At 61.6% G+C, this 1209-nt stretch carries 1 protein-coding gene; it reads right to left on the reverse strand.

All coding sequences use genetic code 11. From position 1 onward, the window contains the following. Positions 1 to 23 precede the first annotated feature (23 nt). Positions 24 to 989: an IS110 family transposase gene (locus tag ABIC90_RS27355; RefSeq protein WP_354359882.1), complete on the reverse strand. Its 966-nt coding sequence runs from the start codon at positions 987 to 989 to the stop codon at positions 24 to 26. Positions 990 to 1209: the final 220 nt, after the last annotated feature.

The raw sequence follows: 1209 nt of genomic DNA on the forward strand, positions 1-1209 counted from the left end.
AGGGCTCGCAGCTGTTTGAGGTTCTATGTTTTTTGCAAGTCGCTTTTAGGCATCAACCGGGCAGGATCAAACGACTGCGTGCCCTTCCAGACGGCAAACGCCACGCGCAGCAGCTTGCGCCCCAGAATGATGAAGGCCGCAGTGGTTGCAAAGCCCTTGGCCCGAATGGCCTCGTACAACGGCTTGAGCGCCTTGCTATGACTCGCAGCAAAACCCACCAGGTAGATCTGTCGACGCAACAGCGCCGGCCCCTTCTTGCTCAAGCGACGTCGCCCGTGCCAGGCACCCGAATCGTTGGGCCTCGGATCAAGCCCGCAGTACGCCACCAAAGCGTCGGCATTGGTGAAGTCGAAGCGACTGAACAGCGTCGCCAGCAGTACCGAGGTCTGCGGCCCTACACCAGTGATCGTGAGCAATCTCTGGCAGCCAGTGGACATCAGCGCATCGCTGGCAACCAGCTCCTGGAGCCTGCTGTCCATTGCCTTCAGAAGGGTATCAAAGGCCTTCTGCAGACCGCTGGTGTCTATATCGCTCGCATCAACACCCGCCACGATCTGCTTGATGGCCGAGCGTTGCGTGGCCAATTGCGCCCGACGCGTAAGCAGATCCTGCAGCCGCTGCTGCACAGGGCTGCGCGGCTGCCAGGGGTGCAGATGCCCGTGGTGCTCAGCCAGGTAGCGGGCGATGACCCGGGCATCCACGCCATCCGTCTTGGCCCTGGCCCCCAAGGCTTGGGCGTAGAAGTACACGTCGCGTGCATTGAGCACGAACACCTTCAGGCCGGCCTGGCTTGCAAGGTGCGCCAACAGGCCGTGGTACCGGCCAGTGGATTCCATGGCGATCAGGGCATGAGGCGGCACTTCCCGCAGCCAATCGGCGATGCTCGCCGCATCGTTGACCACGCTGCGAGGTCGGCGCTCAGGCCCCAGCGAAATGACCAGTTCGGCCTTGGATACATCCACGCCGATGAACAGGGTTGGTTCTTGCATGCCGGCACCTCCAGTTGGACAATTTGCCAAGCTGGGGTGCAGCCCACCAACCACGTTTGCTTGCGTCTAGATCGGCGCTCGTTCCGTCCCAAACGGAACTGCGCTCAGTTCCTAATCGACGTTGGAAGGTGGGGCGGGAGAAATCTCAAAACTGTCGGTCCGCTGCCGCGGCCGAATGCGAAACGAGTCCCTCCACCCCAGCGCCTCAACCATACAAGCG

Source organism: Variovorax boronicumulans (assembly GCF_040544675.1).
GTDB lineage: Bacteria > Pseudomonadota > Gammaproteobacteria > Burkholderiales > Burkholderiaceae_C > Variovorax > Variovorax boronicumulans_D.